We start from the raw sequence: 26,009 nt of genomic DNA, 5'->3' as shown, positions 1-26,009 counted from the left end.
TATTTGCGACAGAATGAATAGGAAATGCTCTAACCAAGCTATTCAGCCCCAAAACATACCCAGTTTCATTTGAATACTCTGCGGGAAATAAAAAAGCGCCACCGGAATGGTGGCGCTTTTGGGTTGGTGATTGGCGCGGGCCTTTTTGTTCGTATCGGTTTTCAGGATACGGCAGGCGGACTTAGTAGTCCATGCCGCCGCCGCCGCCGGGAGGCATGGCGGGGGCCTTTTCCTTTTCCGGGATGTCCGTGATCATGCACTCGGTGGTGAGCAGCAGGCCGGCGATCGAGGCGGCGTTCTGCAGCGCGGTGCGGGTCACCTTGGTCGGGTCAACCACCCCGGCTTTCACGAGATCCTCGAACTTGTCGGTCGCCACGTTGTAGCCGACGGCGCCCTTCGACGAGAAGACTTCCTTCACGACCACGCCGCCATCGATGCCGGCGTTGGCGCAAAGCTGCTTGAGCGGATGCTCGATGGCGCGGCGCACGATTTGCGAGCCGATCTTTTCGTCACCCTCGAGGGCGAGGTCGTCGATGGCCTTCGCGGTGCGAAGGATGGCGACGCCGCCGCCGGCGACGATGCCTTCCTCGACCGCGGCGCGCGTGGCGTGGAGGGCGTCCTCGACACGGGCTTTCTTTTCCTTCATTTCAACCTCGGTGGTGGCACCGACGTTGATGACGGCGACGCCGCCGGCGAGCTTGGCGAGGCGCTCCTGGAGCTTCTCGCGGTCGTAGTCGCTGGTGGTCTCCTCGATCTGGCGGCGGATTTGTTTCACGCGGGCCTGGATGTCGGAGGACTTGCCGGAGCCCTGGACAATGGTGGTGTTCTCCTTGTCAACGACGATGCGCTTGGCGCGGCCGAGGTCGGCGATGGCAAGGTTCTCGAGCTTGAGGCCGAGATCCTCGGTGATGCACTTGCCGCCGGTGAGGATGGCGATGTCCTCGAGCATGGCCTTGCGGCGGTCGCCGAAGCCGGGGGCCTTGACGGCGCAGACGTTGATGGTGCCGCGAATCTTGTTCACGACGAGCGCGGCGAGGGCCTCGCCCTCGACTTCCTCGGCGATGATGAGGAAGGGCTTGCCGGTCTTCGCGACGGTCTGGAGGAGGGGAAGGAATTCCTGGAGGTTGGAAATCTTCTTCTCGTGGATGAGCACGTAGGCGTCCTCGAGGACGGCTTCGAGGCTCTCGTTGTTGGTGGCGAAGTAGGGCGAGATGTAGCCTTTGTCGAACTGCATACCCTCGACGACGTCGAGGGTGGTCTCGATGGACTTGGCCTCCTCGACGGTGATGGTGCCGTCCTTGCCGACTTTGTCCATGGCATCGGCGATGATGTCGCCGATGGTGGTGTCCCAGTTGGCCGAGACGGTCGCGACCTGGCGGATTTCCTCGCGGTCGTTGACCTTCTTGGAGAGCTTGGCGAGCTGGGCGACGGCGGCCTCGACGGCCTTGTCGATGCCGCGTTTCAGGTAAACGGGGTTCGAGCCGGCGGTCACGTTCTTGAGGCCTTCGCGGTAGATGGCCTCGGCGAGCACGGTGGCGGTGGTGGTACCGTCGCCGGCGGCGTCGGAGGTTTTGGAGGCGACTTCCTTCACCATTTGCGCGCCCATGTTTTCGTAGGGATCGGGCAATTCGATTTCCTTGGCGACGGTGACGCCGTCCTTGGTGACGGTCGGGGAACCGAATTTTTTATCGATGACGACGTTGCGGCCCTTGGGTCCAAGGGTGGCCTTGACGGCGCGGGAGAGGGTCTCGACACCGCGAAGGAGTTTCTGGCGGGCGGCTTCGTCGAAAATGAGTTGTTTGGCTGCCATGTGAGTAGGATTAAGTTTAGGTTAAGCGTTTCAGTTTGAGTCTTTAGGTGTGGTGGTATTTTGGATACCCGGGCTCAGGCGAAGATGCCGAGGATGTCGTCTTCGCGGACGAGGGTGTATTTCTCGTCGTCGATTTTGACCTCGGTGCCGCCGTATTTGCTGATGAGCACCTTGTCCCCGATCTTAACTTCGAAGGCAACGATCTTGCCGTTCTCGTCTTTTTTGCCGGTGCCGAGGGCGATGACTTCGGCTTCCTGCGGTTTTTCCTTGGCGGAATCCGGGATGATGATGCCTCCACGGACTTGTTCTTTTTCCTCGATGTGCTTCACGAGGACGCGATCACCGACGGGCTTGATTTTGATTTTGGCCATAGTGTTGGTTGTTTTGTTGGGTTGCTACTAACGGAGTTGTTTTTTGGGAGACGCCCGCCGCGCGGGAGGCGCGGGGGCGAAAGTGGCTGGCTCTGGCAAAGGGGATAAACGGGACCGACAAGTCGCTGGTTGGTGGGACCGATGGTTCCGGCCGAAGGGCTTTTTCAGCTCTTCAGCCTTCTGGTTTTCAGCCTTTCTTCTTGTCGTCGTCCACGACCTCGAAGTCGGCGTCGACAACATCGGCTTTTTTCGGCTCGTCTTTCTTGGGTTCGCCGCCCGGAGGCGGCGGCGCGCCTGCGGCGCCGGCGGCCTGCTGCGCCTGGGCGTAGAACTCGGCGCCGATCTTCTGGAGGCTTTCCAGCGCGGCTTTCATCTTGCCGGCGTCATCGCTTTCGAGCGCTTTTTTCGCGTCGGCGATGGCGGGATCGACCTTGGCCTTCACGTCGGCGGGGAGTTTGTCGCCGGCATCCTTGAGGGCTTTTTCGAGCTGATAGATGGTGCTGTCGAGCTGGTTTTTGGTCTCGACGGCTTCCTTGCGATTCTTGTCCTCGGCGGCGTGAAGCTCGGCCTCCTTGGTCATGCGCTCGACCTCGTCCTTGGACAGGCCGGAGGAGTTCTCGATTTTGATTTTGTGCTCCTTGCCGGTGCCGAGGTCCTTGGCCGAAACGTGGAGGATGCCGTTGGCGTCGATGTCGAAGGTGACCTCGATTTGCGGCGTGCCGCGCGGCGCGGGCGGGATGCCGTCGAGCTTGAAGTCGCCGATGCGTTTGTTGTCGCGGGACATCGGGCGCTCGCCCTGGAGGACGACGATTTCGACGCCGGGCTGGTTGTCCGAGTAGGTGGAGAAGGTTTGCGACTTTTTCGAGGGGATGGTGGTGTTGCGCGGAATCATCGGCGTGGCGACGCCGCCGGCGGTCTCGATGGCGAGCGTGAGCGGTGTCACGTCGAGGAGGAGCACGTCGCGCACGTCACCCTTGAGCACGCCGCCCTGGATGGCCGCGCCGATGGCGACGACCTCGTCGGGGTTCACGCCTTGGTGGGGTGTCTTGCCGGCGAGCTGCTTGGCGATTTCAACGACCTTGGGCATGCGGGTCATGCCGCCGACGAGGACGAGTTCGTCGATTTGCGAGGTGGTGAGGCCGGAGTCGCGGAGGCAGTTGTTGAAGGGCGGGGTGCAGCGGGCGAAAAGGTCCTCGCAGATTTGCTCCATTTTCGCGCGGCTGAGCGTGACAGTGAGGTGTTTCGGTCCGGACGCGTCGGCGGTGATAAAGGGGAGGTTGATGTCGTAGCTCTGCGTGGAGGAGAGGGCGATCTTGGCTTTTTCGGCTTCTTCCTTGAGGCGCTGGAGCGCCATCGGGTCTTTGCGGAGGTCGATGCCGTTGTCCTTTTTGAAGGAGTCAACAAGCCAGGTGATCAGCGCCTCGTCCCAGTTGTCGCCGCCGAGATGGGTGTCGCCATTGGTGGCTTTCACCTCGAAGACGCCGTCGCCGATTTCGAGCACGGACACGTCGAAGGTGCCGCCGCCGAGGTCGAACACCGCGATTTTCTCGTCCTTCTTTTTGTCGAGACCGTAGGCGAGCGAGGCGGCGGTGGGTTCATTGATGATGCGGAGCACGTCGAGGCCGGCGATTTTGCCGGCATCCTTGGTGGCCTGGCGCTGGGCGTCGTTGAAGTAGGCGGGGACGGTGATGACGGCCTGCGTGATTTTTTCGCCGAGGTAGGCCTCGGCGTCGGCCTTCATTTTCGCGAGAACGAACGAGGAGATTTGCTGCGGGGCGAAGGTCTCGGTTTTGTCGCCGACTTTCGCCTCGATGTAGGCGTCGCCGTTTTTGCCCTCGACGACTTTGAAGGGGAATGCGGCGGCCTCATCCTTGATCTCGGAATATTTACGGCCGATGAGTCGCTTGGCGGAGAAGATGGTGTTGGAGGGGTTGGTGACGGCCTGTCGTTTGGCGGCCTGGCCGACGAGACGTTCGCCGGTCTTGGTGAAGGCAACCACGGAAGGGGTGGTGCGCGCGCCCTCGGCGTTGGGGATGACGACAGGTTCGCCGCCCTCCATGACGGACATGCAGGAATTGGTGGTGCCTAAGTCGATGCCTAAAATGTGAGCCATGCCAGATCTTTAGCAGAGGATGTGCCCCGGGAGTCGGATGAATTTGTTAGATTGTGTTCATAAGTTAATTAAAAATTTCCAACCAATCGAGTCAGCCGGAGTACGGCAGCGCCAAATGCCGATTTTGGGCCATCATGTCTCACGGTACCCGTGACGATGTCACAGTTTGAGACAGGGAAAACGCATCCTGCCATCTCGTCCGCGAGCCCGGCGGTCGCGGTCGTCAGCAAAGCACATGGTCCAAAATAAAACCGGCCACGGCCTGCTTCGGCGCCGGGCCAAAGGCAAGCCGCGCCCCGGCGCGCGAAAGCAGCAGCACGGCATTGTCGGCCGCGTCCATGCCGATGCCCGGGCGGCTCACGTCGTTGGCCACGATCCAGTCGAGATTTTTCGTTTCCAGTTTGCGCCGCGCATAAGCCTCCACGTCGCGCGTTTCCGCCGCGAAGCCGACCACGGTCTGCCCGGGGTGCTTGCGGGCGGCCAGTGTTTTCAGGATGTCCACCGTCGGCTCGAATTCCAGTGTGAGCACCCCGCCGTTTTTTTTCATTTTCTCCGGCGCGAAGACACGCGGACGGTAATCCGACACCGCCGCCACCGCGATGAACACATCGCATGCGCCAAACAGCGGCTCGCACGCCGCCAGCATGTCCGCCGCCGACACGACGCGGTGCACGGTCACGCCCTCCGGCGCGGGGAGCGACACCGGGCCGCTCACCAGCTCCACCGCGCAACCGCGCGCGGCCGCCTCACCGGCCAGCGCGTAGCCCATGCGCCCGCTGGATCCGTTGCTCAAAAAGCGCACCGGATCGATGTGCTCGCGCGTCGGTCCGGCGGTGAGGAGGATGCGGGGGGGCGTGCTTGTTTTCACCGCGCCACACCTGTCATGCAAACGGGGGTTTGTCCATAGCGGCCCCAAAAAACATCCTCGTTCCCTGCCCAGGGTTCTTTCCTCTTTATTCTTTCTCTTTCCTCTTTCTCCCCCGTCCGTTCCTGACGAAAGAGGAAAGAGAAAGAATAAAGAGGAAAGAACCCTGGGCGGAACGCATAGGCGAACGATTTTCCCATGCCGCGCGCGCCTTCGCCGACCCGCGCCACACAAAAGTGAAAAAAACAAGCACAACAGTGCAATCCCGCGAAGACGCCCGGCTGCTAGGCTGAAAAGCGAACTTCCCCTCATGATGAAATACCGTCAACTCGCCATCTCCAACTCCCGGGACCTCCTCTTCGGCATCGCCCCGAAACCCCTGCGCACACGCCGCGGCCTGCACATCGGCGGCGGCGTGGTTTATCCCGAACTCAACTTCACGCTGCCCGCGATGGATGTCACCGCCGCGACCATGCCGGAAGTCGCGCGCCACTATCGCGACATCATCACCGGCGCGCTCAAGCGCGCCGTGGAACTGGAGGCTCCCGGCGTCGTCATCGAATTCGAGACCGTGCCGCCGATGACCTCCACGCCGGCCTACGGACTGGAGCTGGCGAACATCCTGCTCGATGCGATGAACGACACGCATGTGAAACACGGCCTGCCCTCCGTGCTCCGCATGACGCCAAACGACAACCGCGAGTTCGCCCGCCCGCCGCTGATGCGCCACGGCGAGCACTGGGAGCGCATGCAGGAATTGTTTGAAGGCGCGGCCAAGGCCGGCGCAGAGTTGCTCAGCATCGAGTCGGTCGGCGGAAAAGAACTGCACGACGAGGCCTTGCTCCAATGCGACATCGGGCAGGTCATCTACGCGATGTGCTCGCTCGGCGTCCGCGACATGGCGTTTCTCTGGGACAGGCTCAATGAAATCGCCCGGCGCCACGGCGCGGTGTGCGCGGGCGACACGGCCTGCGGCTTTGGCAACACCGCGATGGTGCTGGCCGAGCAACGCATGATCCCGCGCGTGTTCGCCGCCGTGGTGCGTGCGGTGTCGGCGGTGCGTTCGCTCGTCGCCTACGAGCACGGCGCAGTTGGCCCCGGCAAGGACTGCGGCTACGAAAATCCGTTTCTCAAGGCGATCACCGGCTATCCCATGGCAATGGAAGGCAAAACCGCCGCGTGCGCGCACCTCAGCCCGCTGGGCAATATCGCCGCCGTTTACGCCGACACCTGGTCGAACGAATCCGTGCAAAACATCAAGCTGCTCGGCGGCATGGCGCCGACCTGTTACATGGAACAGCTCATCTACGACTGCCGCCTCATGAACCGCGCCCTGGCCGAGGGCCGCGAATCGGCGCTCACGCTCCGGCGCTGGCTCGTGGAGAGCGACGCCGGCCTCGACCCGCAGGCGTGGGTGCTGCGTCCGGAAAGCGTCATCGCGGTGGCGCAAGCCATCGTGGACGCCCCCGATTATTACCGCGCCGGAGTCGCCGCCGCGCGCGCGGCGCTGGTGGAGTTGAAGACCGGGCATGCCTCCGGCGCGCTCAAACTGGAGGCGCGCGAGACCGCGTTTTTTGATCGCATCGAGGCGCAACTGGATGACCTGCCGGACAACGAGCCGGAATTCATCGAGGCTCAGAAACAGGTCGTGGATGCCGGCAAGTATTTGCCGGCTGAATACGGCGTGTGAGCGCCGGCCAAGGTTCCCGGTCCCGCGCACGGGATGCATATATGGCCCCCTAAAACCCCGCGTAGCCCATCAACACTCTTTCCTCTTTATTCTTTATCTTTCCTCTTTCTCTCCAAAACGAAGACGAAGACGAGGAGAAGGAGAAAGAGGAAAGATAAAGAATAAAGAGGAAAGATGGAGCGACCGGCGGGACGGGGCGACAGCAATTCCAGCATCGCACCCGCCCATGCCCTCCATCGACCCGCAAGCCCCCGCCATCCCCCACCCCGCCGCCGCTCCGCGCGTGGTGCTGGCGGGCGGTTTCGACGACGCCGGACGCGCGCGCTGGGTGCGCCGCCTGCTCGGCGAGATCGCCGCGCGCGCCCCGGAGACGCGTTGCACGCTGGTGCGCGCCGTGCCGGACACCTTGTGCCCCGGCCCGAAAAAAGAACCCGCGCCGCCGGCCCCTGTCACTCAACTCACGCTGCTCGAACGCCGCCCGCCCTGCCTCTGCTGCCCTGACAGCGGTCTCGTGGACGAACTCGCCCGCCTCACGTCCGCCGAACGCCCCGCGTGGCTCATCGTCGAGATTCCCGCCGCGACCCTGGTTTGGACGCGCGAGGAACTGCGCCGCGCGCTGCCGGAGAGCCGGCTGTTTTCCGTCATGGTGCGCCGCCCGTCCGCCGCAAAGAACGGCGCCTGCACCGCGCTCTGGGACCTGTCCGGCCTCGCGGACTTCGACGTGCTCGACGGGGACTCCGCCGAAAACGCGATCCGCTCCATCGCGCGAAGCGACGAGCGCGGGGATTGATCCGCCAATAAAATACCGTTGCCCCAGGCGGAAAAGGCGAACGGACATTTTTCTCCCCTCCGGCGGAAAACTCCGGCAAATCTAGCCGCCCGTCGCCATCATGCTCCGCCTTTTCCTGCCGCCCAATCTCGCCACTGCCGCCGCCCGCGATGCCATCGCGCTCAAGATCGAGCTCGATGCCTCCGGCGTGCCGCCCGCGGCATTGCTCCCGGCTCTCGCGCTGCTGCAACGCTGGTGCGGCACGGACGCGCCGCCGCCCTTTATCCAAATAACCCGCGCGCAACTCCGCGAACTCATCGCCACCCTCGCGCCACAACCCGTTTTCTTCCGGCTCAACCAGCCATCCGCGCCGCTGTTATGGGTCGGCCCGCGTCTGCGCGGTGCGAGCGAGCACTTGCAGGAATCGCCGCCGCCCTTCCCCGCCGCGCCCGGCGCCTCTTCCCCAACAACAACGCCGCCCGCGTCCCGCGCCGGCGCGCCCGCCCGTGCGGCGGCGCCGCGGTCCTCATCCGCATCGACGCCGATGCTCGTTGACGGCTCCGAGCACTACCTCGCCATCACCCTGCCCTCGCGCGAGCACATTGCCTACGCCGACGCGCTCGAGCTGCTTAAAAACTCGGGCTTCCGCCTCGAACCCTCCAATCGCAAATGGTGGCTGCGCGACCGCCACAAAACGCTCGCCTTCCTCGCCGCGCACGGCGCGGCCCTCCGCGGCGCCTTTCAGGCCGAGTTCACCGACAACTTTGAGAAAAACACCGCCCGCATTTCCGACGCCGCCGTCGTCTGCGATGCCGACGGAAACGACGGCGGCTACCGTGTGACCCTCGGCCTCCGCGCCGGCCTTGTATCCGAAAAACAACTACTCGCGGCGGCCGCCTCCGGGCGCGGCTACGTCGAGGACGACGGCGGCGTTTATCTCCTCCCGCCCTCGACGCTCGACCGCCTCGCCTCGGCCCAGCGCGCCCTGGCCGGCGAGCCGGGAGGCGCCGGCGGGGGACTTGTCGCCCGCCGCACGCATCGCGTCAACGCCGCCCGCGTGGCCGATGCCGAGTCCATCATCGAGGAGATCGCCCCCGGGTTCAAACCGCCCTCGGCCTGGCGCGAACTCAGCGCCGCCTTGCGCGACACCTCCCGGCTCGCCCCCGCGCCCGTTCCCGCCGCGCTCGACGCCCTGCTCCGCCCCTACCAGCGCCTCGGCGCCGCGTGGCTCTGGCACCTGCGCCGCCACGGTCTCGGCGGCATTCTTGCCGACGAGATGGGCCTCGGCAAAACCCTGCAAGCCCTCGCCGTCATCGCCGCGCTTAAAAACGAAACCGGCATGGAATTTTCGATTTTCGATTCTCGATTTTCGATTGGGGGAGCTGCCGCTCTAAATGAATTCAGTCCGAATGCCTCTCAATCGAAAATCGAGAATCGAAAATCGAAAATTCTTCCCGCTCCCGCGCTCGTCGTCTGCCCCGCCTCGCTGGTCGAAAACTGGCGGCGCGAAGCCGCCCGCTTCGCGCCGGCGTTGCGCGTGTTCATCCATCACGGAAACAGCCGCCTGGCCCGCGCCTCCGACCTCGGCGCGCACGACCTCGTGATCACTTCCTACGGCACGCTCGCCCGCGACCGCGCGCTTTTCGCCGACGCGCCGCTCGCGCTCCTCATCGCCGACGAGGCGCAGCACTTGAAAAACCGCCGCTCGCAAAATGCCCGCGCCCTCCGTTCGCTCCGCGCCGGCTCGCGTTTCCTGCTCACCGGCACGCCCCTCGAAAACTCCCTCGACGACCTGCGCTCCCTGCTCGAAATCCTCCTTCCCGGCTACCTCGATGCGATGCCGGCCGGCACGCGCGGCGAGGAGCGTCTCTGGCATGATGAACGCCTCCGCGCGCGCGCCGCGCCCTACATCCTCCGCCGCACCAAGGAATCCGTGGCGCCCGAACTGCCCGGAAAAATCGAGCAGGTCATTTATTGCGAACTCACCCCGGCCCAGGCCGCGCTCTACCGGCGCGTGCACGAAACCACCGAGCGCCAGCTCCTCGATCTCGAAACCGGCGGCGCTTCGGAAAACGCCATCCGTCTCGCCACGCTCACCCAGCTTCTTCGCCTCCGCCAAGTCTGCTGCGACCCGCGCCTCGTCGAATGCGGAATGCGGAATGCGGATTGCGGAATGAAAACCCTCGCGCCCGATGCCGGCACCGGCGACGACGTCGCCATCGGCGCGGCAGCGCCTCATTCCGCATTCCGCAATCCGCATTCCGCATTCGGCGCCGCCGACTCCGCCAAACTCGACACCTTCCTCGAACTGTTGGACGAGGCCATCGACGACGGGCATCGCATCCTTGTTTTCTCGCAATTCACAAAACTCCTCGACCTCGCCGCCGCCGAACTCGACGCCCGTGGCATCGCCCATGTCCGTCTCGATGGCTCGATGCACGTCCGCGCGCGCCAGGCCGCCGTCGATCGTTTTGACAACGACGCCTCCGTCCCGGTTTTTCTCATCTCCCTCAAGGCCGGCGGCACGGGACTCAACCTCACCGCCGCCGACACCGTCATCCATCTCGATCCGTGGTGGAATCCCGCGGTCGAGGCGCAGGCCACCGACCGCGCCCACCGCATCGGCCAGACGCGCGTGGTGACGAGCTACAAACTCATCTGCTCCGGCACCGTGGAGGAAAAGGTTCTCCAGCTCCAGGACACGAAACGCAAACTCCTCGCCGACGTCTTCGAAGCCAGCGACGCGACCGCCGCGAAACTCACGCTCGCCGACATGAAAGCGTTGCTGGAATAGGCCGGCGCGGCCCTTTTCCCGCCGCGCCCTGTGCGCGCCTCACTTCTTCGGCTTCGCCGTTTGCGCGTTTTTTGCGGTCTTTGCCTTGTCCGGATTCTTGGCGTTCTTGTTCGCGGGCTTGGCGTTTTTTGGCTGATCCCTGGGGATCGCGCGAATCTTGATGTCGCCGGTCGCGGTGACCTGCAACGCGCCGCCTTTCTCGACCTGCCTGAGCCAAGTCATGTTTTTGTCGAGATACGCGGCGGCCACCTCGTCGCCGAGCTGCGAGCCCACCTCGGCGCGCGTGTTCGCGGCGAGGGCGGCGAGCGCCTCGCGTTTTTGTTTGGCTGAAAGCGACTTGTCCGCGGCGATGCGCTGCGACTGGCTGGCGACGTCGTCGCGGAGGTTGTAAACCTGGGTGATTGTCCCCGACGGGATGTCGAAACGCTCCGCCGCAGCCTGCAAATTGAGATAATCGGGATTCGTCGAACGCTCATAAGCCCCGTAACGCTCGTCGCCGAGAATCGAGCGGATCGCGTCCACCGACGCCTGCTGCCAGACCGCGCGGTCCTTGGCGGAAAGATTTTCGCCGCTGTTTTTTTCCAGCGGCGCGAGCACTTCGTAAATCGCCGAGTATTCCGACTCCGTGATGTCCATGCCGGCGACGCGCTGGCGGAGCTTCGACGCGGTCGGCGAGTAGCGTTTTTGATATTGCTCGTATTCCGCCGGCGAGAGGATCGCCGCGAGGTCGCGATCGCGTTCCTCGCGCACCAGGCGCAGGGCATCGTCGTCGCCCGCCACCTTGAAGCGCCGGCTCTCCTGAAAAAGATCCGCGCGCAATTCGCCGTAGTCGCGGTCGAGCTCGGCGAGCCGGGCGGCCTTGTCCGCCGGGAGAAACGCATACCGCGACGCCGCCCGCCCCGAGACGTCGCCGGCGTCCATGATGGCGGACAACTGCGTGTTGATGTCGCGTGTCATCGCCCGAAGCTCGTCGCGCTCCTCCCTGGTCAGCGTCTCGGCGCCGCCGTCCGGCCCCTGCCACCAGGCGCGGTTGCCGGCCCCCTTGGACGCGAGCAGTTGCTGGCGGCGCTCGTTGTAAGGCTTCATCAGCATCGCCCGGACCACATCGCGCACGACCGATTCCGGCATGCCCAGCGAGCGAAGCCGGTCGCAAAGCGACACCGCGTCGCCTTGCAGGAGCGCCGTCACGACCTCCGCCGACATCTCCGCCATTTCGCCCGGAGGCAGCGCCGCCGCCTGCGTTTTGGCGTCGCCGCCCGGGCGGGCACGTTCCGCCCGCATCGCCGCGATGCGTCCGCCCGCCGGAGAGGAATTTCCCGGCGCACGCGCCACGTAGAGCGCGCCGAGGACAATATTTGCGGCCGCCGAAAGCGCCAATAAAACAGGAAACAGTTTTCTCATGGGGAATGGGTTGAAAGACGGCGTCCATCCAGGCAGGTTTCACCGGCCAAGTCGATTCGCCGGGGCAAGTTGCGGAAAAGCTGCATTTCCGCCTTCAATCCCGCGCCCGCAGCCGCCAAGCTGCTCCCTCCCATCAACACCCATGCCAAAACCAAACCGCGCCCGCGCCGCCAAGTCCCTCATCAAACGGCTCTCCTGGAAAGACCTCGATCCGGTTTATCTGCGCCGGCTGGTTGAAATGGCGCGCGACGAGGATCTCGCGGGGCTTGGCCTGCGCCGCCGTCCGCGCGCGACCGGCGACCGTTCCACCGCCAGCATCGCCGCCACGCCCCGCAAAGGCTCCGCCGATCTCGTCGCCCGCGAGCCGCTCACCGTCTGCGGCCTGCCGCTCGTCCCGCTCATCCTCGCCGCCTACGGCCGGACGGCCGGCGTCCGCCCCCGCGTGGAGGACGGCGCCCGCGTCCCGGCCGGCGCGGTGCTGGCCACCCTCGACGGCGACCCGCGCGTGTTGCTCGCCGCCGAGCGCGTGCTGCTGAATTTTCTCCAGCGGCTCTCCGGCATCGCCACGCAAACCCGCCGTCACGCCGCCGCGCTCGGCGATTCCGCCACGCGCCTGCTCGACACGCGCAAGACCACGCCCGGCTACCGCATGCTGGAAAAATACGCCGTGGCCTGCGGCGGCGGCTGGAACCACCGCCTCGGGCTCTTCGACCGCGTGATGCTCAAGGACAACCACCTCGCGCTCCTCGGCTCCGGCGACAACCTCGCCGCCGCCGTCGCCCGCGCCAGGAAAAGCGCCCCCGCGCTCCCCGTGGAGGTCGAGGTGGACCGCATCGACCAGATTCCCCCGGTCCTCGCGGCCGGCGCCGATGTCATCCTGCTCGACAACTTCACGCCCGCCCGGCTCCGCGCCGCCGTCGCCCTCGTCGCCGGACGCGCCTTCACCGAGGCCAGCGGCGGCATCACGCTGAAAACGCTGCCCAAGCTTGCCCGCCTCGGCCTCGACTTCGTCTCCACCGGCGCGCTCGTCCACCAAAGCATCTGGACCGACATCGCCCTCGACTGGCGCGCCTGACGGCGCGAAGCGACAAACGCCTGCGGAAAAATTCCAGATTTCCAAAAAATCTCAAAAGACGAAAATTCAAAAGCTCATCCCGTCCGCCACCAGCGCGGCAGCATCTCCTTCTTGATTCCTAATTTTTAATTTCTAATTCCCTATTTCCCCATGCGCCCTTCGCCCGAGACTGTCATCCTCCGCGTCCTTGTTTCGAACGAAAACGAATTTGTCTCCGGCTCCACCCTGGCCGAGAAACTTGGCATGAGCCGTGTCGCCATCTGGCAGCACATGGAAAAACTTCGCGATCAAGGCTTCGAGTTCGAGGCCGTCCGGGCGCGCGGCTACCGTCTCACCAAGCGCCCCTCCGCGCCGCACCCCGACCTCATCCGCGCCTATCTCCCCGCGAAGCATCCCCCTTTCGGCCTCGAGTATGTCAGCCACATCGACAGCACCAACGACGAGGCCGCCCGCCTGCTTGCCGCCGGCCGCTCCACTCCGCTCGTCGTCATCGCCCGCCGCCAGACCAAGGGCCGGGGACGCTTCGGGCGCACCTGGCATAGCGAGGCCAACGGCAATCTCTACATCAGCTTCGCCTTCCGCCCCCTGCTCGCGCCGGTGCGCATGCAGACCTTCACCCTGTGGATGGGCGTCCATATCTGCGACTTCATCGCCGCCTTCACCGGCACCTCCCCCGGCATCAAGTGGCCCAACGACATCCTCTTCGACCAGCGCAAGGCCGGCGGCATCCTCACCGAGGCGCGCATGGACGCCGACCACATCCGCGACATCGTCCTCGGCCTCGGCCTCAACCTCAACAGCGATCCCGCCCACTGGCCCGAGGATCTCGTGCGCCGCGCCACCTCCATCGTCGAGCAGGCCGGCGCGCCGGTTGACACCAACAAGTTCACCGCCGCGCTCATCACGCGCGTCCTTTCCGCCTACGAGCAATTTGTCGCCGAACCCTGTCCCGACGTCTTCGCCGACCTTTGGCAGAAATACGACCTTCTGCGCGGCCGCACCGTCGCGATCCTCAACGGGGAAGAACGCATCGCCGGCTCCGTCAGCGGCGTCGATGCCGAAGGCTCGCTCATCCTGCGCGACGCCGCCGGGAAAACCCTCCGTTTCCGCGCCGGCGAGGTCACGATTGAGAAAAGTGACAAGTGACAAGTATCAAGTGGCGAGTAACAAGAACCAAGCCGGCGGCTGGAATACGCTGGCATCACACGGCACTTCCTCTTGTTACTTGATACCTGCCACTTGATACTTCTCCTCCCCATGCTCCTCTGCATCGACATCGGCAACACGCACACGCACTTCGGTCTGGTCGGGCGCCGCGCGGGCGCGAGCACGCAATACGAGACGCCCACGCGCACCCTCGACGACCCTGCGCACGGCATCGGCCCGCGCATCGCCGATCTCCTCGCGCGCCAGCCCGGCATCGAAGGGCTCGCCTTCTGCTCCGTCGTTCCCGATGCGACCGCGCGCCTGCGCGCCGTGCTGGCGCGCGACGGGTTTTCGCTGCCCGTGTTTCACCTCACGCATGAGAAAAAGCTGGGCGTGCCCATCCATTATCCGCGCCCCGCCGAAATCGGGCAGGACCGCCTCGCCAACGCCGCCGGCGCCCAGGCGCTCACCGGCATCCCCGCCATCGTCATCGACATGGGCACGGCAGTCACCTTCGACATCGTCACCCGCGAGCACGGCTATGAGGGCGGCATCATCGCGCCCGGCGTGGAACTCATGCGGCGCTATCTGCACGAACAAACCGCGCTGCTTCCCGCGCTCGACGACTCCATCGACGTGGCGCGCCCCATCGGCCACTCGACCATCGAGGCCATGCGCATCGGCACCGTCATCGGCTTCGGCGGGATGATCCAGGCGCTGCTCGACGCCGTCCTGGATGAATTCGCGACCCGGGGTGAAACGACACCGCACATTCTGGCCACCGGCGGCTCCGCGGCGCTCCTGCGGCAACGCCTGAAAACGCCCTTTCGCCTCGTCCCCGACCTCACTCTCCGCGGCCTCGCCGCCGCATGGGATCTGAACATGTAGGCACGGACTCCGGCGCCTTTTCCGCAAACAACACGACAGTGCGGGCGTAGCGCAGGCATCCGTGCCTGCCGTCAAAATTAATGGCGCGAAGCGCCACCACTTTTTAAAGGAATCGAGCCAGCGGCGCTTCGCGCTTTTGTCTTCGACGGCAGGGAGGCTGCCTGCGCTACGGTGCGCGATCCGCGCGCATTCATCGCGGCCAGAGGGTTTGGCTGAGGGCGTCGTGGCGGGCCTGCAACTCCTGATACAAGGCGGTGTTTTTCCTGTCGGGTTCGGCCCGGGTCCTCTCGTCGAGTTTCACGCACCGTCCGGTCAGCTCGGCCAGCGAGGTTTCCTTCGCGCCTTGCTGCCGCGACACGCACCAGGCCGACTGCAACGCCGCCCCCAGCGCGGCTCCCTCGTCCTCCTTCATCGCCACCACCGGCACGTCGAAGATGTCGGCCATGAGCTGCCTCCAGAAACCCGACTTCGCCCCGCCGCCGGTCAGGCGGATCTCCCTCGGGCGTATGCCGAGAGCCATGAGGCGGCGCAGACCGTGGTTGAGGTTGAGCGTCACCCCTTCCATCGCGGCCCGGGCCAGGTGTCCGGGGTTGAGCGTGGCCAGGCTCAGTCCATAAAACACCCCGGTGGCGTGCGGGAGGTTCGGCGTGCGTTCCCCGGCCAGGTAGGGCAGCATGAGCAGGCCGGCACTGCCGGCCGGCGCGCCGGCCGCGGCGCGGTCCAGCGCGCGCACGTCCTGCTTGAACAGCCCGCGGATTTGCTCGGTGACGGTCGTCACGTTCATCGTGCACAGCAACGGCAGCCACCCGCCGTCCGACGAGCAGAAGGCCGCGATCTCCCCGCGCGGGTCCACCACCGGCCGGCCGGCATGCGCAAAGATCGTCCCGCTGGTGCCGAGGCTGGCCGTGACCACGCCGGGCGACACGTTGCCCGTGCCGACCGCCCCCATCATGTTGTCGCCGCCGCCGGCGCTCACCGTGACGTTTTCCGGGAAACCGAGGCGGCGCGCGTGGGCGAGCAGGAGCGTGCCTGCGGGGACGTCGGAGGGAGAAAGAGGCGGAAGGAAATTTTCTAGGTTTTTGTCGATCGCTTGGAGAGCCTCGCGCGACCAGGCGCGGCGGCGGATGTCCATGAGCGCGGTGCCGGAGGCGTCGCCGGGCTCCATGAAATACCTCCCGGTGAGGTGGAAATTGAGGTAGTCGTGGGGCAGCAGCACGTGGCGGAGCCGGCGGTAGTTCGCCGGCTCCCGGCGTTTGAGCCAGAGGATTTTCGGGGCGGTGTAGCCGGGCAGGAAGGGCACGCCGGTCTTGCGCAGCACGGCCTTTTCCCCGCCGAGCTTTTTGGTGAGCAGCGCGCATTCGGCGGTGGTCGAGGTGTCGCACCAGAGCTTGGCCGGGCGGATCACGCGGCCCTCCGCGTCGAGGGGCACAAAGCCGTGCTGCTGGCCGGACACCCCGATGGAGCGCACCCGGCGGCGCCGCGCCGGGCCGAGCCTGGCGGCGAGTTCGGCCAGGGTGGCGTCGAGCGCGATGGTCCAGTTGCGCGGGTGCTGCTCCATGTGGCCGGGCGGCAGGCCGGGGATGAGCGCGTGCGGAGCCCGCGCGCTGGCGACGACCTGCCCGCGCTCGAGATCGAGCGCGACGGCCTTCGTGCTTTGCGTGCCGGAATCAATGCCGATGTGAATCATGGGGAGGGCGGAGGTGGAAACGGGGAATGCGGAGGGTGATATTCAGGTTGGAAAATCAGCCCTGCGTTGCCGCGTGAGCGACTGGGAGCGCCGGCATCTTGCCGGCAGGTGGCTCGGGCGGCTCGCCCGTGGGTCTGGCGACGCTTCGCGTCGTCTGCCGGCTGGAAGCCGGCGCTCCCAGTCGCTCACGCGGCAACGTTGCGTCTTGTGGCCTTCCGCATTGCACCCCCAATGCATGGTCTTCTTTGAATTTTTGGGATTTGGAACTTCGTGATTTGGAATTTGCCAACGGCGCTCAGGCGCCGTTGGCCAGATATTGGGCCACGAGGTTTTCCAGATACTCTTGTCTGCCCGAGCGCGGGGCCGGTTCGCCGAGCTTGGTCAGCACGAGCTTTTCGAGTGACGCAAAACTGGCCTTGCCTTGCTCGATGTCCCGGCCGTAGCCGCTGTCGTAGCTGGAATAGCGCTCCGACACGAAGCGCTCGAATTTGCCCTCCGCAAGGATCTTCTTGGCCAGCTTGAAGGCCAGCGCGTAGGCGTCCATGCCACCGATGTGGGCGTAAAACAGGTCTTCGAGGTCGATCGAGGGGCGGCGGAGCTTCGCGTCGAAGTTCAGCCCGCCCGTGCCCAGGCCGCCGGCGCGCAGGATCGAGAGCATCGCCAGCGTCAGCTCGCGCACGTCGGTGTTGAACTGGTCGGTGTCCCAGCCCAGCAGCGTGTCCCCCGTGTTCGCGTCGATGCTCCCAAGCAGGCCCGCGGACGCCGCCACCTCGATCTCGTGCGGGAAGGTGTGCCCCGCGAGCGTGGCGTGGTTGGTCTCGATGTTGAACTTGAAGTGCTTTTCCAAGCCGTAAGTGCGCAGGAAGGCGATGCCGCTGGCCACGTCGAAGTCGTATTGGTGCTTGGTCGGCTCCTTGGGCTTGGGCTCGATCAGGAACTGCCCCTTGAAACCGATGGCTTTCGCGTGATCCACCGCCAGGTGCAGAAACGCGGCCAGGTGCGCCTGCTCGCGCTTGAGGTCGGTGTTGAGCAGCGTTTCGTAGCCTTCGCGCCCGCCCCAGAACACGTAGTTCTCGCCGCCGAGCTCCAGCGTGCACTCCAGCGCCTTTTTGACCTGCGCGGCGGCGTAGGCGAAGACGTGCGCGTCGGGGTTGGTGGCCGCACCGCACATGTAGCGCGGGTGCCCGAAGAGGTTGGCCGTGCCCCACAGCAGCCGGATGCCGGTGGCCCGCTGGAGCTGCTTCGCGTGCGCCACGAGCGTGTCGAGGTTTTTGTTGGACTGCGCCAGGGTCGCGCCCTCCGGCGCGATGTCCCGGTCGTGCCAGCACCAGAACGGCGCGCGGATTTTCTGGAAAAACTCGAAGGCCGCGTCCATGCGCCGTTTGGCGACGGACACCGGATCGCTCCCGCGATCCCACGCGCGCCGGATCGTCGGCGCGCCGAAGGGGTCCAGCCCCGCCCCGCGGAAGGAGTGCCAGTAGGCGATGGAAAAGCGCAGGTGCTCGCTCAGCGCGCGGTCGCCGACGAGCTCGTCGGGATTATAGTGCTTGAAGGCCAGCGGATTGTCGCTCCGCGGCCCCTCGTAGGCGATCGCGGCGATGCCGGGGAAATGGGACTGGGTTCTGCCGGCGGACTTGGCCGTCCGCGCGGCTCTCTTCTTGCTCTGGGTGGGTTTGGTTTTCATGGAAAAAATTCCGGAGCGGCGTAAGTGCCTCGATGGTCATTCACCGGACTGTATTGAGATATTTGATACGTTATTAAGTTGGAAGGCCGGGCCTTTTTTGGTGATGATCTTGAATTTGTCGAAGGTGATGCCCGATGCCCTGTCGATGATGACACCCTCGCTGGATGAAATGGTCATTTTCGAGAATGTGATATTTTCAATCGACGCGTCCTCCGCGCCGGTGATGCGGATGGCGACCGGCGCGCCGTCGGCGGTCACATCGCTGACGTGGATGTTGCGGAAAATCGGAGGCGCGCGCCTGGTCACGGCGGTGGGGTCGGAGGCGTAATCCATGTTGAGGATGACGACCTCCCGCTGCATGTCCTTCACGGTGATATTCTTCACCCATACGTTCTCCACGACGCCGCCGCGGTCGGGGCGTGATTTGATGCGGAGCGCGCGGTCGGTGCCTTCGAAGTGGCAGTCATGCATGTAAACATTGCGGACATCGCCGGACATCTCGCTGCCGATCACGAGGCCGCCATGCCCGCGTTTGCTGGAGCAATGCCGCATGACGACGTTTTCGGTGGGGCGCCCGACGCGCCATCCGTCCTCGTTGTATCCGGATTTTAATACAAGGCAGTCGTCGCCGGTGTCGAAGACGCAGTGCTCGACCAGCAGGTTGCGGCAGGAGTCGGGGTCGATGCCGTCGTTGTTAGGACCGTCGGTGAGCACGTGGACGCGGCGGATGATGATGTTTTCGCAATAAACTGGGTGGATCGTCCAATTGGGACCGCTGCCGATGGTGAAGCCTTCCAGCAGGATATTTTTGCATCCGATGAACGAGACAAAGCTCGGGCGGATGGCCGCCTCGGGGGTCCCGAAAATGCGCTTTTCCACCGGCACTCCGCGCGCGGCGAGCTGGAACGTCTCCCGTGTTTCCTTTTTCTTCCAGCCCCACCACGCGCCGGCGTTGCCATTGAGGCGGCCGGGGCCGGTGATGGCGATGTTCTCGCAGTCCCGCGCGTAAACGAGCGGCGAATAGTTGTGGATCTCCACTCCGCCCGAGCGCACGAACACGACCGGCAGATAGTCCTCGAAGCGGTCGCTGAAAACAATCTCGGCCCCGTCGGACAGATGGAGGTCGATGTTGCTGCGGAGGTGAATCGGGCCGGTGTGCCATTCCCCCGGCGGCACGAGCACGCGCCCGCCACCGGCCTCGGCGCAGGCTTTGATGGCGGCGGCAAACGCCGCGGTGTTGGCCGCGATGGCGGAGGCATCTCCGGACACCGCGCCATGTTCACGGATGCTGATGGTGCGCGCGGGAAACGCCGGCCGGGCGAGCTGCGGCATCGGAAACGGCGCATGAATGGGAGCAATGGGCTCGTGCTCCGGCATGGCGGCGGCAAGACCGGCCGTGCCGCATGCGAGGGCCGTGATCGCGGCCTGGATTTGAAATGCGAAGCGCGTGACGAGGTGTTTCATAAGCAAAGATTGCAAGGGGAAGAAAAATAGGACGGCCCAAGGACTTCTCGCGGCAACAAGCCGCGAACCGGGCAACTGAACCGGCGGTCCGCGCCGGAGGCAATGCCGGCCGTGCGCGCATCGTTGACTATTTTATCCGAACCGTCAGACGGGCCGGCCATTGGCAAGGATTTCGCGGGTTGACTTGACCGGCGCGAGCGGCGAATCACGGAAACGTGAAGACTGACGTCACCCTCCAGAATATCGCCGAAAAGGCCGGCGTGCACCGTTCCACCGTTTCGCTCGCGCTGCGCGATCATCCGCGCATCTCCGCCGAGGTGCGCGCCCGGGTGCGGCGGCTGGCGGACGAAATGGGCTACCGGATAAATCCGCTCGTGGCGGCGTTGATGAAGTCGCGGCGGAGCGGACGCGTCTCCCAGGAGGTGACCATTGCCTACGTGACCAATTATCCGACCCGCTACGGCTGGCGCCCGCCGCATCACGACCGTCCGGACTATTTTCCCGGCGCGGCCGCGCGCGCGAAGGAACTGGGTTACAAACTGGAGCATTTCTGGCTTGCCGAGCCGGGCATGACTCCGGAGCGGTTTTGCAATATTCTCACGGTGCGAAACATTCATGGTCTCATCATCGGCCGCCTACCGCCGGGTCAGGAGTCGATCGATTTGCTGTGGGAGCGTTTTTCCTGTGTCGCGCTTGGCCGCACGCTGCGGTCGCCACGGCTGCATTACGTGTCGGAAGATCATTACGCGGGCGCGGGGCTGGCGATGCGGGAACTCATGGTTCGGGGATTCCGGCGCATCGGTCTTGTCGCCACCGAACAGGACGACAGCCGCGGTGTCACGAACCGCTGGCTCGGCGGCTATTTGCGGGAGCAACTGACCCTGAGGAAGTCCGACCGCATCCCGCCCCTCGAATTTGGCTCGCACGGCAACCAGCAGGACGCCTTTGCCACGTGGTTCAAACGCTGGCGCCCCGACGCGCTGCTGGCCACACAAGCCCCGCCCGCGCTAAGATGGCTTCGGGACATGGGCCTGCGGGTCCCATCCGACATAAAAATGGCGGTGCTCGTGAATGACCACCTCGACCAGCGATGGGCCGGCATCCATTGCGATCCGATGCGACTCGGAGGGCTGGCGGTTGAGATTCTGGCCGGCCTGATGCATCAGGGGGAAAAAGGCGTGCCCGATTATCCGCACGAGGTTTTGCTCAGCGGCAAATGGGTGGACGGCGACACGCTCGGCAAGGCCGCCCGCCCCACCCCGCCGCCCGCGATGCGCAAACCCATTTAGCGCCGCGTATCTTTTTATTCTTTTCCTTATTCTTCGCCATGTTGAATGGAAAAATTGCAAGGGTGTATTAAAAGACTTTCCCAAACATCGAATATGGCGGCAGCCCTCCTTCCACCAATTCCGGACGAGATTTATATTTGAGGCAGGGCGAGGCGTCCCCGCCGGGCCGATGCCTGCCTCAAATTCGCGGCTCGGCGGGACGCCTCGCCCTACCGAGATAAGTCTATAAAGGGTTCGGAAATGGTATTATTCGACTTCAACGCCCGTCATGCCGCTCACTTCGGCGCGAAACAAAGCCAGCACGGGTTTCCTGGCGGAGTTTATCTCGACCTGCTCAAAGACGACTTTTTTCGCATTATATACTTTCGCCCCCTCTTCTGATTCGATGCGGACATTGCGCAAGGTGATGTCCGACATGGTTTGCGCGGGAACACCCCAAAGAATGACAGAGTTGCGGGCGCCGGTGACGGTGATGTTTTCGAGGAGAATGCTTTTCCACCGCGGCGTGGCGGCGGATTCGCCGGCATCCGTGTCCAGCGCCGGGTGCTTCGGCTCCTTCGGATAATAGCTGGAAATAAAAACCGGATATTTCGCGCCGCGTCCGGTGATGTTGCGATAGGTGATTTGCTCGACCATGCCGCCGCGTCCACGCGCAGCCTTCATGCGCACGATGGCGGTGGTGCCATCGAAGGAACAGTTTTCAACCAGCACATTGCGCACACCGCCGCCGGTGAAGCTCCCGATGGACATGCCATGCCCGAATCCAAACGCGCAATCGCGAATGACAAAATTCTCGCAGACAGGCATGCGCCAGCCTTTGGACGAAGGCGTGAGAATGACGACGTTGTCATCGCCGGTGCTGATTTTGCAGCCGGCTACAAGGTAGTTTTTACCAGAGATGTTTATACCGTCGGTGTTGGGCGAATCGTCCGGAGCCTCCAGCGTGATGCCGCGGATGGTGACATCCTTGCAAAGCCGCAGGGCCATGTGAGTATTTGGCGGATTGAGCACCGTGATGCCTTCGAACAACACGCGCTCGCAATCCGTAAAATAAAATATCTGCGGACGCCGCGCGGTTAAATTTTTCGCCCGGTAGTCCTTCCACCAGGGAGCACCTTGTCCATCGATGACGCCCCCGCCGGAGATCTTGATATCTGCGGCTTTGTCGGCGCTGAAAAAGCTGAGATAACGCCCCCTTTCCTCCGGAAAATCCGGCACCCTCCCGATGAGGCGCAGCGTGGCTCCTTTCGCAAAATGAAGTTCGATGCGGCTGCCGATTCGCAGCGGACCTGAGAGATAAACGCCTTCAGCAAATACGATGCGCCCGCCTCCTTTTTGCACGGCGTCGTCGATGGCTTTTTGTATCGCGACCGTGTCATGCGCCGCACCATCGCCCTTCGCACCGTAATCGGCCACTAAAAACACGCGCGCAGGAATCTCCGGGAGGAGCGGCGCGGGGAGGGACACTGCGGCCTGTGCGCAGGCTGGCGGCCCAAATGCGCAACAGATCGAGCCGATCAGGGCGCAGAACAGAAAAAACGAACGGGAGGTCGATGACAGCATGAGGATTTCGAAACTGAAACAGGGTGGAGACACCGGCTCAACACAGGCGTGGCGCGCATTGTTGACAAGCGGCGGCCATCCGCAGGGCGCGTTTGGCCGAGTCAACGATGCGCGCAACACTGGTGTTTACCTCTGCGCATGGGTTGCCCATTTCTGTCCGTCTCGAAACCGTTCGCGCCCGTCCGCTTTGCTTTTCAAGCGCGCGGACGGCGGCACATGCAAACCATGCGCGCCTCCCGCCATGTGGCATCACACCAGTTTGAAAGTTCCCCATGAAGACACACGTTGCAAAAACCCTCATCGTCACCGCGTTGATTTTCTTCCTGCACGCACTGCCGCTGCATGCCGCGGGATTTCAGTTCGGCCCCGCTTCGCGTCTCTATGAAGTGGGTACGGCCGATCTCGGCATCGCAAGCACGCTGAGCCTCGAGCTTTGGCTGCGCCCCGATGCGGATTGCCCTGAAGGCGCGGTGATTGTCGACCGTTTCAGCCCGGCGGAAATGCGCGGCGTGCGACTGAAAACCGGCGCGGGAGGCACGCTTCGGTGGGAGACGACCACCCCTGCACCCTGTGTTTATGAATCGAAACTCTCATGCGACAAACTCACGCATGTCGTCGCCACGTTCAGCTCTCGTGACAAAATCGCCGCACTCTATATAAATGGAAAAATGGTCTCGGAGTTTGCCGCCGATCCCCGCAAAAAAGTGGACGGTTTTTCCGCGGGGACGCCGTTGCGGCTCGGTTCCGATCTGGCGGGAGGCAATCGGTTTTCCGGTGAAATCGCATCCTTCGCGGTGTATAAAAATGCGCTGAATGCCGCGGAGGCGGCGGCGCTCCATGCGGGAAGCGGCGCGCTTCCGGGGCAAGTCGGAGCTTGGACGTTGCCGCAAAATCCAGGCCGGAAAATAGCCCCGATTTCGGGCCAGGTCGCCCTCGGCACGCCGCTTGAGATTCGCCCCGTCGCTCAAGCCCCAGCCGGGGCAAACACACTCTGGTACCAACGCCCCGCCCGGGAGTGGCTCGAAGCGCTGCCGTTCGGCAACGGGCGGCTCGGCGGCATGGCTTACGGCGGCGTGGAGCGCGAGTGCATCCAGCTCAACGAAGATACCATTTGGGCCGGCGCGCCCTACGATCCCGCAAATCCCGCCGGCTTGGAAGCCATCAAGAAAGCGTGCGAGCTGATTTTCGCCGGCAAGCAGGCGGAAGCCGAGGAACTCGTCACCAAATCGGCCCTCGGCATCCCCTCGCGCATGGTTTCGTATCAAACGCTCGGCAGTGTCGTGCTGGATTTCCCGGATGACGGCACGCCAGTCTCGGATTACTGCCGCTCGCTCGATCTCGACACGGCGACGGTCACCACGACCTTCACGCGCGGGGGCGTCACCTATACACGCGAGGTGTTTTCGTCCGCGCCGGACCAGGTCGTCGTCATTCGCATCACGGCGGACAAGCCGGGAAGCATCGGCTTCAAAACCACGTGGAGCACGCCCTTCAAGGATGCCAGTATCGCGACGCGAAACAACACGGTCGTCCTTTCCGGCCAGGGCGGCGAGTTCAACGGCAGGCCGGGCGCGATACGGTTCGTATCGCTGGTGCAGGCGCGCCATGAAGGCGGCACGGCGTCCACGGATGCGACATCGCTCACCGTGGCGAAGGCCGATGCCGTCACGCTGCTCGTTTCCTGCGGCACCAACTTTGTCAATTACCAGGACACCGGCGCCGATGCCGCGGCCCGTGCGGCCCGCGACATGCAGGCCGCCGCGGCCCAGCCCTATGCCGCGCTGCGCGCGCGGCAGTTGCGCGATCACCAAGCGCTTTTCCGGCGCGTGTCGCTGGATTTGGGCACAAACCCCGCCGCCGCGCGGCCGACCAACGAACGCATCCGCAATTTTGCCGGCGCCAACGACCCGCAGCTCGCCGCGCTCTATTTCCAGTTTGGCCGCTACCTGCTGATTTGCAGCTCGCGGCCCGGCACGCAGCCCGCGAACCTTCAGGGGCTGTGGAATAACGCGCTCAGCGCGGCGTGGGGCGGCAAATACACCGTCAACATCAACACCGAGATGAACTATTGGCCCGCGGAGACGACCAATCTCGCCGAGTGCGCGGACCCCTTGTTTCAGTTGATTCGCGACATTTCCGTGACCGGCGCGCGCACGGCGTCGGTCATGTATGGCGCGCGCGGCTGGGTCTGCCACCACAACACCGACCTTTGGCGCGCCACGGCCCCCGTGGATTCGGCGGCGACGGGGCTCTGGCCGACCGGCGGGGCGTGGCTGGGCACACACCTGTGGGAGCACTGGCTCTTCAGCGGCGACCGGGAATTTCTTCAGGAGGTTTATCCCATCCTCAAAGGCGCGGCGGAATTTTTCCTCGATACGCTGGCCGAGGAGCCGGTGCACAAATGGCTCGTCACCTGCCCCTCGCATTCGCCGGAGCATGGCGGCATGGTCGCCGGGCCGACGATGGACCTGGCCATCGTGCGCGACGTATTTAATCAACTGATACAGGCTGGCGGGGAGCTCGGCGTTGACGCCGGCCTGCGCGCCCAGGCCGCCGCCGCGCGCGACCGCCTCGCACCGTATCAGATCGGCAAATACGGCCAGCTCCAGGAATGGCTCGCGGACATCGACCGGGAAAACGACGGGCACCGGCACGTGTCGCATCTCTACGGGCTGTTCCCGGGCGCGCAAATCACGCCCGACGGCGATGCGGGGCTTTTTGATGCCGCCAGGAAATCGTTGCTCGGACGGGGCGAGGTCAGCACCGGCTGGTCGATGGCGTGGAAGGCCAATCTTTGGGCGCGCGCACTGGACGGCGAGCGGGCGCATCGCATGCTGGTGCATTTGCTCACTCCGCCAAAGGGCGGCTCGCAAGGCGGCGGAGCCTTTCCCAATCTTTTCGACGCGCATCCGCCTTTTCAAATCGACGGCAATTTCGGCGGCACGTCGGCCATCGCGGAGATGCTGCTCCAATCGCACCGGCGCGCGCCCGGCGGCGACGCGGGCTTTGTTCTCGACTTGCTGCCCGCGCTGCCCTCGGCGTGGCCCGACGGCGCCGTGCGCGGCCTGCGCGCGCGCGGCGGCTTCGAAATCGGCATCGAATGGCGCGGCGGGAAACTCACCGGCGCAACGGTCCGCTCGCTGCTGGGCAATCCGCTTCGTATCCGATATGGAAATACAGAGCGTGATGTCGTTCTGGAGAAAGGCGGCGAGTTCACCTGGGACGGACGGGATTGTTGTCATTGATCGCGAAAGCGCGACATGGCCGATGACGGACGGACGAAAATTCCATTAAGATTGCCTGCGCTTCGTCCTTCCGCGCTTCCGAGATCAAAATTGGCATTTTTCACAACCTGCTATTCTCCAATACAGTCAACAATGCGCGCATTGACCGGATTGTC

17 protein-coding genes are annotated in these 26,009 nt (G+C 64.3%); 8 read left to right on the top strand and 9 right to left on the bottom strand.

Going from position 1 to position 26,009, the window contains the following annotated elements:
* Positions 1-181 precede the first annotated feature (181 nt).
* The 4 genes from groL to OH491_RS00440 all read right to left on the bottom strand — a co-directional run bounded on the left by groL (position 182) and on the right by OH491_RS00440 (position 5,162).
* Positions 182-1,810: a chaperonin GroEL gene (groL, locus tag OH491_RS00455; RefSeq protein ID WP_068772981.1), complete on the bottom strand. Its 1,629-nt coding sequence runs from the start codon at positions 1,808-1,810 to the stop codon at positions 182-184.
* 74 nt (positions 1,811-1,884) lie between these two features.
* Positions 1,885-2,181: a co-chaperone GroES gene (locus tag OH491_RS00450; RefSeq protein ID WP_068772982.1), complete on the bottom strand. Its 297-nt coding sequence runs from the start codon at positions 2,179-2,181 to the stop codon at positions 1,885-1,887.
* Positions 2,182-2,368: 187 nt separating this feature from the next.
* The gene (gene dnaK, locus OH491_RS00445) at positions 2,369-4,294 is read right to left on the bottom strand and encodes a molecular chaperone DnaK (protein ID WP_068772983.1); all 1,926 of its coding nucleotides are present in this window, start codon (positions 4,292-4,294) and stop codon (positions 2,369-2,371) included.
* A gap of 223 nt (positions 4,295-4,517) precedes the next feature.
* The gene (locus OH491_RS00440) at positions 4,518-5,162 is read right to left on the bottom strand and encodes a phosphopantothenoylcysteine decarboxylase (protein WP_334319733.1); all 645 of its coding nucleotides are present in this window, start codon (positions 5,160-5,162) and stop codon (positions 4,518-4,520) included.
* A 307-nt stretch (positions 5,163-5,469) separates the two neighbouring features.
* Between OH491_RS00440 and OH491_RS00435 the strand changes: the two genes are divergently transcribed.
* The 3 genes from OH491_RS00435 (at position 5,470) to OH491_RS00425 (ending at position 10,412) form a co-directional block, all read left to right on the top strand.
* Positions 5,470-6,849: a methyltransferase MtaB domain-containing protein gene (locus tag OH491_RS00435; RefSeq protein WP_145929114.1), complete on the top strand. Its 1,380-nt coding sequence runs from the start codon at positions 5,470-5,472 to the stop codon at positions 6,847-6,849.
* 226 nt (positions 6,850-7,075) lie between these two features.
* Entirely contained in the window at positions 7,076-7,639 is a 564-nt protein-coding gene (locus OH491_RS00430) for a hypothetical protein (RefSeq protein ID WP_068772985.1), read from the top strand.
* A 100-nt stretch (positions 7,640-7,739) separates the two neighbouring features.
* Complete coding sequence (locus tag OH491_RS00425) at positions 7,740-10,412, top strand: DEAD/DEAH box helicase (protein WP_068772986.1); 2,673 nt, start codon at positions 7,740-7,742, stop codon at positions 10,410-10,412.
* A gap of 39 nt (positions 10,413-10,451) precedes the next feature.
* Here OH491_RS00425 and OH491_RS00420 read toward each other — a convergent pair whose 3' ends face one another.
* Positions 10,452-11,813 carry a hypothetical protein gene (locus OH491_RS00420; protein WP_068772987.1) on the bottom strand — a complete coding sequence of 454 codons (1,362 nt, stop codon included), beginning with the start codon at positions 11,811-11,813 and terminating at the stop codon, positions 10,452-10,454.
* A gap of 142 nt (positions 11,814-11,955) precedes the next feature.
* Here OH491_RS00420 and nadC point away from each other — a divergent pair, with 142 nt between their 5' ends.
* From nadC to OH491_RS00405, 3 genes are all read left to right on the top strand, one after another.
* Positions 11,956-12,888, top strand: coding sequence for a carboxylating nicotinate-nucleotide diphosphorylase (gene nadC, locus OH491_RS00415; protein WP_068772988.1), 933 nt, complete (start codon positions 11,956-11,958; stop codon positions 12,886-12,888).
* 150 nt (positions 12,889-13,038) lie between these two features.
* Positions 13,039-14,034, top strand: coding sequence for a biotin--[acetyl-CoA-carboxylase] ligase (locus OH491_RS00410; protein ID WP_068772989.1), 996 nt, complete (start codon positions 13,039-13,041; stop codon positions 14,032-14,034).
* Between the two features lie 93 nt (positions 14,035-14,127).
* Entirely contained in the window at positions 14,128-14,922 is a 795-nt protein-coding gene (locus tag OH491_RS00405) for a type III pantothenate kinase (protein WP_334319734.1), read from the top strand.
* A 190-nt stretch (positions 14,923-15,112) separates the two neighbouring features.
* Here OH491_RS00405 and xylB read toward each other — a convergent pair whose 3' ends face one another.
* From xylB to OH491_RS00390, 3 genes are all read right to left on the bottom strand, one after another.
* Positions 15,113-16,609 carry a xylulokinase gene (gene xylB / locus OH491_RS00400; RefSeq protein ID WP_068772991.1) on the bottom strand — a complete coding sequence of 499 codons (1,497 nt, stop codon included), beginning with the start codon at positions 16,607-16,609 and terminating at the stop codon, positions 15,113-15,115.
* A 295-nt stretch (positions 16,610-16,904) separates the two neighbouring features.
* Complete coding sequence (gene xylA / locus OH491_RS00395) at positions 16,905-18,293, bottom strand: xylose isomerase (protein ID WP_084442700.1); 1,389 nt, start codon at positions 18,291-18,293, stop codon at positions 16,905-16,907.
* Positions 18,294-18,329: 36 nt separating this feature from the next.
* Positions 18,330-19,757 carry a glycoside hydrolase family 28 protein gene (locus OH491_RS00390; RefSeq protein ID WP_068772992.1) on the bottom strand — a complete coding sequence of 476 codons (1,428 nt, stop codon included), beginning with the start codon at positions 19,755-19,757 and terminating at the stop codon, positions 18,330-18,332.
* A 215-nt stretch (positions 19,758-19,972) separates the two neighbouring features.
* On the opposite strand from OH491_RS00390, the gene OH491_RS00385 reads away from it, so the two are divergent.
* Positions 19,973-21,046 (top strand): LacI family DNA-binding transcriptional regulator, encoded by a 1,074-nt coding sequence (locus OH491_RS00385; protein WP_068772993.1) that lies wholly within the window; start codon positions 19,973-19,975, stop codon positions 21,044-21,046.
* Between the two features lie 246 nt (positions 21,047-21,292).
* Here OH491_RS00385 and OH491_RS00380 read toward each other — a convergent pair whose 3' ends face one another.
* Positions 21,293-22,609 (bottom strand): glycoside hydrolase family 28 protein, encoded by a 1,317-nt coding sequence (locus OH491_RS00380; RefSeq protein ID WP_084442701.1) that lies wholly within the window; start codon positions 22,607-22,609, stop codon positions 21,293-21,295.
* Positions 22,610-22,881: 272 nt separating this feature from the next.
* Between OH491_RS00380 and OH491_RS00375 the strand changes: the two genes are divergently transcribed.
* Positions 22,882-25,854 (top strand): glycosyl hydrolase family 95 catalytic domain-containing protein, encoded by a 2,973-nt coding sequence (locus OH491_RS00375; RefSeq protein ID WP_068772995.1) that lies wholly within the window; start codon positions 22,882-22,884, stop codon positions 25,852-25,854.
* The last annotated feature ends 155 nt before the right edge of the window (positions 25,855-26,009 follow it).

This window comes from Termitidicoccus mucosus (assembly GCF_038725785.1).
Lineage (GTDB): Bacteria > Verrucomicrobiota > Verrucomicrobiia > Opitutales > Opitutaceae > Termitidicoccus > Termitidicoccus mucosus.
The sequence above is the reverse complement of the archived record's forward strand: the minus strand, read 5'-3'. Positions and strand labels throughout refer to the sequence as shown.

Coding starts and splice junctions, on each gene's coding strand:
- groL (WP_068772981.1), bottom strand. CDS start 1,810: ATGGCAGCCAAACAACTCATTTTCGACGAAGCCGCCCGCCAGAAACTC.
- OH491_RS00450 (WP_068772982.1), bottom strand. CDS start 2,181: ATGGCCAAAATCAAAATCAAGCCCGTCGGTGATCGCGTCCTCGTGAAG.
- dnaK (WP_068772983.1), bottom strand. CDS start 4,294: ATGGCTCACATTTTAGGCATCGACTTAGGCACCACCAATTCCTGCATG.
- OH491_RS00435 (WP_145929114.1), top strand. CDS start 5,470: ATGATGAAATACCGTCAACTCGCCATCTCCAACTCCCGGGACCTCCTC.
- OH491_RS00430 (WP_068772985.1), top strand. CDS start 7,076: ATGCCCTCCATCGACCCGCAAGCCCCCGCCATCCCCCACCCCGCCGCC.
- OH491_RS00425 (WP_068772986.1), top strand. CDS start 7,740: ATGCTCCGCCTTTTCCTGCCGCCCAATCTCGCCACTGCCGCCGCCCGC.
- OH491_RS00420 (WP_068772987.1), bottom strand. CDS start 11,813: ATGAGAAAACTGTTTCCTGTTTTATTGGCGCTTTCGGCGGCCGCAAAT.
- nadC (WP_068772988.1), top strand. CDS start 11,956: ATGCCAAAACCAAACCGCGCCCGCGCCGCCAAGTCCCTCATCAAACGG.
- OH491_RS00410 (WP_068772989.1), top strand. CDS start 13,039: ATGCGCCCTTCGCCCGAGACTGTCATCCTCCGCGTCCTTGTTTCGAAC.
- xylB (WP_068772991.1), bottom strand. CDS start 16,609: ATGATTCACATCGGCATTGATTCCGGCACGCAAAGCACGAAGGCCGTC.
- xylA (WP_084442700.1), bottom strand. CDS start 18,293: ATGAAAACCAAACCCACCCAGAGCAAGAAGAGAGCCGCGCGGACGGCC.
- OH491_RS00390 (WP_068772992.1), bottom strand. CDS start 19,757: ATGAAACACCTCGTCACGCGCTTCGCATTTCAAATCCAGGCCGCGATC.
- OH491_RS00380 (WP_084442701.1), bottom strand. CDS start 22,609: ATGCTGTCATCGACCTCCCGTTCGTTTTTTCTGTTCTGCGCCCTGATC.
- OH491_RS00375 (WP_068772995.1), top strand. CDS start 22,882: ATGAAGACACACGTTGCAAAAACCCTCATCGTCACCGCGTTGATTTTC.